Source organism: Veillonella parvula, assembly GCF_032577575.1.
GTDB lineage: Bacteria > Bacillota > Negativicutes > Veillonellales > Veillonellaceae > Veillonella.
In genome coordinates this window covers 463,757-473,165 of record NZ_JAWFVO010000002.1, presented here as the reverse complement: position 1 = coordinate 473,165, position 9,409 = coordinate 463,757, and the positions used below count along the sequence as shown (strand labels likewise).

General features: G+C 39.7%; 8 protein-coding genes and 1 rRNA gene. All 9 read left to right on the top strand.

The annotated features are described in order from the left end of the window. Positions 1–98, top strand: a 5S ribosomal RNA gene (gene rrf, locus E7K77_RS06045); the annotation flags it as partial. Positions 99–651: 553 nt separating this feature from the next. Continuing rightward, on the top strand, positions 652–1,542 hold the full coding sequence (locus tag E7K77_RS06040; RefSeq protein WP_325306446.1) for a pirin family protein: 891 nt from the start codon (positions 652–654) through the stop codon (positions 1,540–1,542). A gap of 124 nt (positions 1,543–1,666) precedes the next feature. Then, entirely contained in the window at positions 1,667–2,038 is a 372-nt protein-coding gene (locus E7K77_RS06035; RefSeq protein ID WP_012863665.1) for a CGGC domain-containing protein, read from the top strand. A gap of 184 nt (positions 2,039–2,222) precedes the next feature. After that, the gene (locus E7K77_RS06030) at positions 2,223–3,395 is read left to right on the top strand and encodes a M48 family metallopeptidase (RefSeq protein WP_325306445.1); all 1,173 of its coding nucleotides are present in this window, start codon (positions 2,223–2,225) and stop codon (positions 3,393–3,395) included. Positions 3,396–4,024: 629 nt separating this feature from the next. Continuing rightward, entirely contained in the window at positions 4,025–4,636 is a 612-nt protein-coding gene (locus E7K77_RS06025) for a MotA/TolQ/ExbB proton channel family protein (protein WP_004694376.1), read from the top strand. Continuing rightward, positions 4,633–5,037: an ExbD/TolR family protein gene (locus E7K77_RS06020; protein ID WP_004694375.1), complete on the top strand. Its 405-nt coding sequence runs from the start codon at positions 4,633–4,635 to the stop codon at positions 5,035–5,037. Before E7K77_RS06025 ends, E7K77_RS06020 begins: the two co-directional genes overlap by 4 nt. Positions 5,038–5,041: 4 nt before the next feature. Next, complete coding sequence (locus tag E7K77_RS06015) at positions 5,042–5,794, top strand: TonB family protein (protein WP_004694372.1); 753 nt, start codon at positions 5,042–5,044, stop codon at positions 5,792–5,794. Positions 5,795–5,924: 130 nt separating this feature from the next. Next, positions 5,925–8,378: a TonB-dependent receptor plug domain-containing protein gene (locus E7K77_RS06010; protein ID WP_316060077.1), complete on the top strand. Its 2,454-nt coding sequence runs from the start codon at positions 5,925–5,927 to the stop codon at positions 8,376–8,378. Beyond that, complete coding sequence (locus tag E7K77_RS06005; RefSeq protein ID WP_008715095.1) at positions 8,378–9,400, top strand: ABC transporter substrate-binding protein; 1,023 nt, start codon at positions 8,378–8,380, stop codon at positions 9,398–9,400. The genes E7K77_RS06010 and E7K77_RS06005 overlap by 1 nt, the downstream gene beginning before the upstream one ends. The last annotated feature ends 9 nt before the right edge of the window (positions 9,401–9,409 follow it).

The following is a 9,409-nucleotide window of genomic DNA, read 5'->3' as shown; positions in this document are numbered from 1 at the left end:
AGGATCCACCTGTTCCCATCTCGAACACAGTAGTTAAGCTCATAAACGCCGAAAGTACTTGGCTGGAGACGGCCTGGGAGGATAGGAAGCTGCTGATTGCTTAAAGGCACACCTGAGGGTGTGTCTTTTTTTGTTGTATGGCTTCCTATCCTCCCAGGGTACCTGGTGAGCAGGGCAGTAGAAGATGGAGAAGCGAAGCGACGACAGATTCACTGCATCGCTTAGTTCGGAGCGTAAGATGGCCATGTAGCTATGCTACATGGCCATCCACAGCGACGAACACCCAGTATCCTGGAGGAAAGAGCCGTACATAAGAACTCGCTGATTAATAAAATAGAGGGTCAACCCTAAACGGTTGGCCCTCTATTTTTGTGCTTTAACGAGTTACAGCTTTTATACCTGCTCGAGCCGTCTCCAGCCAAGGGTGTACAAGTTAAATCTATCTGTATTAATCAATTTCGCAGCACATATCACCAATGGTATTATCGAACCGTAAATTAGTTGAGTAGCTCGAAACTTATGTAAATTACTATTCTAATAGCCCACCCTTGACATATCGAAAAAAATAGATATAATAGTATTGAGATATATGAGCATCTATTCATATATAATACAACTATTATGAATCCTGTTCGATTAAGAGGTGATAGAATGAATCCTGTAAGAACAATTGAAAGAATTATTAAAGCTCCTGATATTCATTGGGTAGGCAATGGATTTAGAGTACGTCAGTACTTCCCTGATGGCGATGAGTCACCTATGCTTGATCGTATGTCTCCATTTTTGTTACTCGACTATAACGAGCCATATTATTTTGAGGCCAGTCCTTTTGATACAGGTGTCACTCCACATCCCCATAAAGGCTTTGAAACGGTAACATTTTCTTTTTCCGGCTCCATTGAACATAAAGATGCAGCTGGTAATAGTGGTGTTATTCACTCTGGTGATGTGCAATGGATGACTGCAGCTAGTGGTGTTTTGCACAAAGAATTTCATGAAAAAGAATATGCAAAGCGGGGACGTTTGTTCCATGCTTTACAATTATGGGTAAATCTACCTGAACGTTATAAAAACGATGCACCTGCATATCAATATATACCTGCTACCACAATGGGGCGGTATCAATCTCTTGATGAAACAATCGATGCCATCGTTTACACAGGTGCTTTCAGACATATAACAGGTCCTGCTAAATCCCATACACCGATGAATATTTACAAATTAAAACTTCAACCTAATTCATGGATCTCTATTTCTGAGAATATGACTTGGAATACAGGCTTCCTTGTGATTAATGGTACAGGTAGTGCCAATGGTGAAAGCATAGAATTTGCAGACTTTGTACTTTTCAAAAATGATGGAGAGCGCTTTGAGGTAGAGTCTGGTGATGAAGGCCTTGAAATCTTCGTTCTCGCTGGAGAACCCCTCAATGAACCAGTGGTAAAACAAGGGTCATTTGTTATGACAAATAAAACAGAGCTTCTTCTCGCTTATGGGGAATACAAAAACGGTAAATTTGGCCGCGAAGAAGCTATTATGTAATATAACACCCTGATTTATAATGGCGTACATCAGGGTATTTCTTGTAAGTAATGTATCCTGAGACACATTATTTTATATTGATTATGGTATAATGATTGCGTACAATGTTTTGACAGGAGGTTTTATGTCTAAAAAAATTGCGGTCCTCGTAAATGAGGATACAATGCAACGCTGTTCTTGTGGCGGTTGTTTGAAAGCATTTATGAATAAAGCGGATTCCTTTGAGCGTTATGCTGATGAGGATATTGAGTTGGTGGGGTTCACACATAGTGGTGGGGATCTAGCTAAGAAGATTGAGTCTTTTAAGAAAAAAGGTGTTACTACGGTACATCTTTCTACATGTACGCGTGGTAAGAATGAAAATTATGAAAGCATCGCAGAGCAGTGTGCTGAGGCAGGCTTTGATGTAGTAGGCTATACACATGGTGGCGCTGTTTCTAAAGATGGTAAAGAAGCGGTAGTACTTTCAGCTAAACCAGTAACGACAGATCAATAGTTAGCAATGTTTGAATTAACCATAATAGATTGCACCATCTTATGATAGATGAATGATTGTTCCATTATTCATTCTATATTTATCATGAAGTAATATTATATAGGTAGTGTGGAAATTCTGACGTTTTCTTACATTCTATATTGTTTTATTATATAGCTATATCATTGTTTAAGAGGTTGAGAGAATGAATAAGAAACTTACAGCGGCTACCTTATCTGTTGCTATGGCAGTGACAATGGCACCTAGTATGATGCAAACGGCTTCTGTTAATGCTGCGTCTGCTGCGGTACAATCCTTAGCTGGTGGTGCTATTGCTATGGCTTACGTATCTACTGCATTAAATAAAATGGATAATTCTGCAGAGGGGCAACAGGAGAGTTTGGCGCGCACAAAAGAGAAAACTGGTTACTTAAACGATAGTGCAGCCCAAGAGCGTGTAAATCGAATCATGAAGACATTAGAGGCTACACCTAGTGTAAAGCGTTCTTACGTTGTATATGCAAATCCTGATGAGGAGTTTAATGCGTTTGCCACACTTGGCCGTGTTATGTCCATTAACAAGGGTGCTCTAGATACACTGGATGATGATCAATTAGCCTATGTAATGGCTCATGAAATCTCTCATGGTGAGCATAAAGATATTATTAATGGCGCTAAGAAGCAAATCGGTCTTTCTACAGCGGTTGGCATTGCTGCTGGCGGTAGTGAAGGTGCGGCTATTTTATCTAATGTGGCAGGCAACTACTTATCTAATCAAGTGTTTACGATGAGCCAAGAAAAAGCCGCTGATGAGTTAGGCTTTAAGATTTTAAGTGAGTCTCCATACAATGTGGGTGGTGCAGCTGGTTCTATGGCAGTACTGCGCAACAAAGTGGGGGAATACTACCGTGAAGGGCTTTCACAGGTGGTAGCACCTAACAACCATCCAAAGTTATCCGATCGGGTGAATAATAATATTTCCCGCATGTACGCCTATTCGGGAAACCATGTAAATGTATCGAATGGTACTGTGTATGTAAATGGCGATAATATCTATACCCCAGCAGGAAGTGGCCGTTACACAGGAGAAGAGCGTGCTTATTATATGGCTGGCAAATTAGCTCGATTGTATCATAACAATCAAGTAACACCGGGTTCTGCATCGTATAGTGGTGACACTGTAACCGTAGCCGGTCAATCCATTGTTTCTACGCCAAATGCGGACGTAGCATTACAAGTGGCAACAAATCTTAATAATGCTTTTGTAAAGCCTGCTGGTGCTGCTGTTAATGCGAAAAAACCAGTAAAGGTTAAACAAGAAAAACCTAAAAAAGTAAAAGAAAATAAAAAGGCAAAAGCTGATAAAGCTAAAAAATAAATAAGAGCTATACATGGCATATAATTTTCTATAAGGATTTATGCTATTATAATCAGAATAATCAGAGGACCGAGCCCATTAAGGCTTAGTCCTCTTTTTATATAGATTGCAAATTTGTGACTTGAGTATATTATTTATAAGTTTATAAGATATATTGAGCGCTATAGGAGTAATCAATGGACGGTAAAGACATTGATGGTTTAGAGTATAAGTATTATTCATGTATGAATAAATTATATTCATGAAGCAATAATAGATTCATAAAAATACAGAAAACCTTTGAGGGTAGGAAGTGAATTATAATAATTTTATACCGTAAAATATGAGGAATTCTCTTATTAAGCATAGTTTTAATAGATGCTTATATTATATTCTTTATAATAATTATAAAGCTTTTATGCGAGAATTTAATCTTGTCTATATATAGTGGATAGATGTATATTTAAGGTGGATGAAATATGTGGTTAGAATAGAATCCTATAGAAATATCATAACGGTAGGGGGTATAGGGTTATTGTACTTATACATGCTTTATAGGATAATGTCAATGTTGGTGGTTAATCTAATAATATAGATGACCATTTTTTTGTTAAATAACACGTAATTTTATACATTATATGGAGGCTATGATGGAGTATACAATTCACCTATTTAATGCAGGTGGTTTCGTTATGTATCCACTTGTACTATTCATGTTAGCAGCATGTACTATTTTATTTGAACGTATTCGTACGTACAGAAACATCAATCATGAGTTACAGCAGTTGTCCGATAGCATTGATGCAGGCCGTAATAGTAATAATTGGTCTACTCTAGAGAATTCTATAAAAAATAGTGATGATGCATTGAGTCGATTCGTGTCTCCTATCGTGGAGTCTGTATATAGTGCGGAAGGTTTAGAGAATCGTTTACATGATGTGGTAGGGTACATGGATGAACGTTTAAAACGTGGTCTTAACTGGCTTAGCATGATGGTAACAATGGCTCCATTACTTGGCCTTTTGGGTACTGTTGTTGGCATGATCCGCTCCTTCGCAGCCGTTGGTGGCGATATTGGTGCTCCTACTGTTATTACAGGCGGCGTATCCGAAGCGCTGGTTGCCACTGCAACAGGGCTTTCAGTAGCCATCGTAGCATTAGCCATCCATAGTTGGTGCACAGATAAAGTAAATTCAGATATCGCGAAATTAGAGCAAAAATTAGGTTCTATTATGGATTTATATATTAGGAGTCAACGATGAAACGTAGTTCAGTAGGCATACAAAAAGAACCTACCATCATGATTATACCTATGATTGATATCGTTTTCTTCTTGCTCGTATTTTTCATGATGAGTACGTTGTATATGAATACAGAGGAACAAATTCCTCTTAACTTACCAAAGGCTTCCTCTTCTTCTGCAAAGACGATTGAGCCTATCACAATTTCATTAACAGCTACACATAAGATGTATTTGAATGAACGTGAGATTGTCCCTGATCAATTAGGTAATGAAATTCAAGGTATTGTTGCAAAAGAACCTCAACAAGCATTTATTGTGCGTGCCTCTGAGGATATTGCGTATAAGGACGTTATCAATATTTTAGATAATCTTAAAATTAGTGGTGCTCGGTTTGTTAGCGTAGCTACAGAACGGAAGTGATTCTATGGTAGATAAACGATATGGAATTCCTTTCGTAGCTGCATTGGCATTAAATCTTGTATATTGGGGTGTTGTAGGTGATTGGTTTGGTCATATAAAACCTCCAGAAACACCCAAAAAAGACTTGGTTATCAACCTTGATATGGGGCAGCAAGAACCTCCTCAAGAGAAGAAAGATCCTGAGAAATTAAAGATTCAACCTGACGACAAACCAGTCGCAGGAGGCGGTAAAGCAGGTAGTGTATTGCCTGATTTATCGGGAAAGCCCACAGAAGGCTTAAAAAATCTGAATCCTTACTTAGGTGGTAATGAGACGGCATCAGTCAATTTGAATGGTAATACTGATAATCCTGTTGGCATTCCAGGGAGTGGAAATGTACCTGGCCCTGGAGGTGGTGGGGTTATTGGTAATGGAGGCCTTGGTAATGAGGGCAATGGTTCTAAAGGTGGTGATCCAGGTCCAGGTGATGTAGAACGTCGTGGGGGATCTTACGATAGTTCAGGTTATATTGCTCGCGTTGAGAGTAATAAAGTAATGCCGCAACAGGCGGTGCGCCGTGGCCTCAGTGGACGAGTTTCCTTTGAAATCACTTTTGATGCGGATGGCAACTTTGCTGGTGCGAATATGATCGGTAGCAGTGGCTCTAGCATTCTCGATAATGCTGCTGCTAGCCTCGTAGAGAGCTCTGGCGGTATAGAGAATACAACAGGTGAGCCAGTTACGATTGTGGTTAATGTAGATTATGGTTTTAACTAATCTTCTATAGCTGATAATGTATGAATTATGTTTGTGTGTAGTTTTAATTCAGAAAATACAAGAAACGCATTTGTTAGAGGATTAGTTTTAATATTTTTTTTATTGTGTATTTATTGTGTGTGGAGGGGTTATGACGAGTCGTCGTATTTTATCTGCTGCTATTGCGGCAACGTTAGCGTTAGGTACGTATCAAGCCTATGCGTATGATGAGAACTTCAAGGGTTATGAGGTTCATAATGTTTCGGTAAAAGCCGATGCGGCAAAGGATGAGTATGGTAATACCATTACTGAGCAATCTTATTACCGTACTGGTGGTGATGTAAAGGTTATCACTCGTGAAGAGATTGAAAAACGTCATTATCGCGATGTAACTGAAGCGATTAAACGCGTTCCAGGTGTTACATTCCAAAATCCTGGTTACCGTGGTGGCGAGTATGGTTACCAATTTTATAATAATGGTGTGTCCATCAATGGTGACTCCCGCGTTGTAGTATTAGTAGATGGTCGTCGTGTAGACAATATTACATCTGGTCGTTTAGGTGATAGCTCTGAAAGAGGCTCTAAATCTACAGGTGTAAATATTGATGAAGTAACCAACATGGATGCTATTGATAAAATCGAAGTTATCAAAGGCCCTGGTGCTTCTCAATATGGTTCTGATGCTACAGGTGGTGTCATCAATATCATTACACGCCGTGGTAAAGGCAATTTCAGCGGTTCCGTTGATTTGGCTACAGGCAGCTGGAACAAGCATAGTTATAACTTGACTGTACAAGGTGCGGCAGGTAAGAATGCATCTACTGGTTACTTTGTAACAGCTACACGTACTATGTCTCAAGATACGAAGTATAAAGATGGTGATACTGGTGAAGTAGCCACTCTTACAGGTTCTAAATGGCGCGAAGAAGGATTTAATGCACGTATTGACCATGAGTTCAATAAGAAACAAAGCTTACAGTTCTCAATGAACTTCAAAAAAGGTCGCGATGGGTATCCAATTTCTACACCAAGCCGGAAATACTGGAATGCAGATGATTGGCGTCGCATTATTTTCAATGCTGAAGTTGGCCAATATGATACTAATTACAAGTTGAAAACAGATCCTAAATATGTAGATACAGATGAAAATCCACAAGGTTATGCACCTAAGTTGTATGGTGACTCCAGAAACCCTGGCTACCACAATTTATTCGCTTTAGATGGTCATTATGGTTCTTATAGTAAGTTTAAAAACTTAGACACAGATTTGAAATTTACTTTCGATCGCCAAGGTCAAATGGAAAGCTTTGCTAGATTGTATCGTTTAGATCATCGATATGAAGGTCGCGATACATATACATGGTCTAAACTTGGTAGCGAGGCCGCACGTGCTGCCTATGCTGCGGCATTCCCTAATGGCGCTACTGTGGAGCAATTTAATGCATGGGTTGATTCCAATTTGGCACCATTCCCAGATCGTCGTGATGCATTGCGTCAATGGATTGCTGAAACAGGCGGTATGGCAGGTAGCCCAAATAGATGGTATAAAGAAAATAAAACAGGTGTAGAACTTCAATGGACTCGCCAACTTGATAAGCATGATATTATTGCTAATATCGACTATAGTCGCTCTAATTTGAATTCCCGTTCTATTAAACGTAATGGTGATGTAGTGTCTTCTGATATTCGTCGTAATACTTTATATGCTTATTTACAAGATAAAATCTACATTGGTAACAATGTGGAATTAACACCAGCATTGCGCTATGTACACTATAGCAGTATTCAAGGTAATGGCAGCGGTGACTCCCAAGGTAAGGGTAGTGTAAGCGCCTTGACTCCTAGTTTGCATGGTCAAGTTAAATTTAACAAGAAGACTAGTATGTACGCTGGGTGGACTCGTATCTTAAGACCGCTTAAAACAGGCGACTATAGTGCGACTGATGGAGTATTTAATACACCGTTAGATGACGAAAGAGGCGATGCTTTCACATGGGGCCTATTACATACATTTGGGAAAAACAATAATACTACTGTAGCAGTTCACTATGATTACACACGCATGAAAAATGCCATCGCTACATTGCCAATTTGGAATGGCAGATCCGGTGAGTTTGAAAAAACAGCAGTTAATGCGAAAGAAAACAAACAATCTTTCAATATTACAGTAGACCACAGATTAAATGAACATGTAACAATGAGTGCGTCTTATTCTCATATGAAAGATAAATGGTTATCTAAAGGTGGTTGGATTCTTGATCCAAACTGGGGTTATAGCAATAGCGATGATATCAATGTGGCTATTAATAGCTTGCGTCCGCAAAACCACTATGCATTGAACATTTCTTATGATAACAAGCGTCTATATTCTGGCTTGTTGATTAATTGGTACACTGGTAACAGCGACTATGCATTCACTCATAGACGTTTCCTCATCGTGGACTGGAACCTCAACTATGATGTAACAAAAGATTTAACTGCGTACATTGTAGTGAACAATGTTCTTAACCGCGCTTATGAAACAAGCTATAGCGCTTACAATGGTCGTGGTAGTGCGGCTATGCCGGCACGTTCCTTCATGATTGGGGCGAAATATAAATTCTAATGATTAGATTCAGCGCATTAATACTATGTCTATTACTATGCGTAGGTTGTGGTCCTCAGCAGGTAACTGTTGAGGACCATCAGTCTACATCTACGCATATCGAACTACAGCCGCCGGTAACAATCAAGTCTTATGTGCGCCGAGGGGAACCTTTTGAAAGCACCTATACGGCGGTACCTGAACGTGTGGTGGCGATGTGGCAAAACTCCATAGAAACCATCATTGCCCTTGGTGAAGGGAATCGTATCGTAGCGGGTATGGGGATTCCAGATCGCAAATACGTGCGCCCAGAATACCGTGAAGCGTACGATAAAATCCCATACAAGGATCTGAAATACGCCAATTTAGAAAGTGTATTAATGATGAAGCCTGATTTACTAGTTGGTTGGCGATCTACTTTTACTAATAAAGGGTTACGACCACCTGCATTTTGGCAGTCACGACATGCGAATGTGTATATTGCAGAATCTTCTCTAGGGGCGCAGTCTGCACTGACCATGGATATGGAGTACCAATATATTCGTGATTTAGGCCGTATCTTTAACCGTAACATGGAAGCAGAAAAGTTGATTCACGATATGGAACAATCTGTAGCACATACAGTGGCCCAAACGGCTCATGAGAAGCCACCAAAGGCATTGTTTGTCGAGGTGCAAGGTAAGCATTTTCGATTGTATGGACATAAGACATTAGCCGGTAATATAGGGGATTCTTTACATGCCGATGTAATCGACACGGAAACTCCGACTATTAGTATGGAGGATGTAATTGAACAGAATCCGGACGTTATATTCTTGATTGTATCTGATGGTGAATATAGCCAAGCGGATGTGATTATGAACTATGTACTAACGCAGCCAGGTTTACAAGGTGTTAATGCATTGCGCAATAAGCGCGTTCATTTCTTGCCATTGCTCGCTGTATATAGTCCTGGTATTCGTTTATCAGATGGTATCGACATCGTATCGCATGGGTTGTACCCTAATCTATATTCAGAAGGGGTACCAGATTTAATTCATTAATAAAGGAGC

What these genes read in the sequence shown, in the direction of transcription:
- E7K77_RS06040 (WP_325306446.1), top strand. Translation starts at nt 652, where the DNA reads ATGAATCCTGTAAGAACAATTGAAAGAATTATTAAAGCTCCTGATATT.
- E7K77_RS06035 (WP_012863665.1), top strand. Translation starts at nt 1,667, where the DNA reads ATGTCTAAAAAAATTGCGGTCCTCGTAAATGAGGATACAATGCAACGC.
- E7K77_RS06030 (WP_325306445.1), top strand. Translation starts at nt 2,223, where the DNA reads ATGAATAAGAAACTTACAGCGGCTACCTTATCTGTTGCTATGGCAGTG.
- E7K77_RS06025 (WP_004694376.1), top strand. Translation starts at nt 4,025, where the DNA reads ATGGAGTATACAATTCACCTATTTAATGCAGGTGGTTTCGTTATGTAT.
- E7K77_RS06020 (WP_004694375.1), top strand. Translation starts at nt 4,633, where the DNA reads ATGAAACGTAGTTCAGTAGGCATACAAAAAGAACCTACCATCATGATT.
- E7K77_RS06015 (WP_004694372.1), top strand. Translation starts at nt 5,042, where the DNA reads ATGGTAGATAAACGATATGGAATTCCTTTCGTAGCTGCATTGGCATTA.
- E7K77_RS06010 (WP_316060077.1), top strand. Translation starts at nt 5,925, where the DNA reads ATGACGAGTCGTCGTATTTTATCTGCTGCTATTGCGGCAACGTTAGCG.
- E7K77_RS06005 (WP_008715095.1), top strand. Translation starts at nt 8,378, where the DNA reads ATGATTAGATTCAGCGCATTAATACTATGTCTATTACTATGCGTAGGT.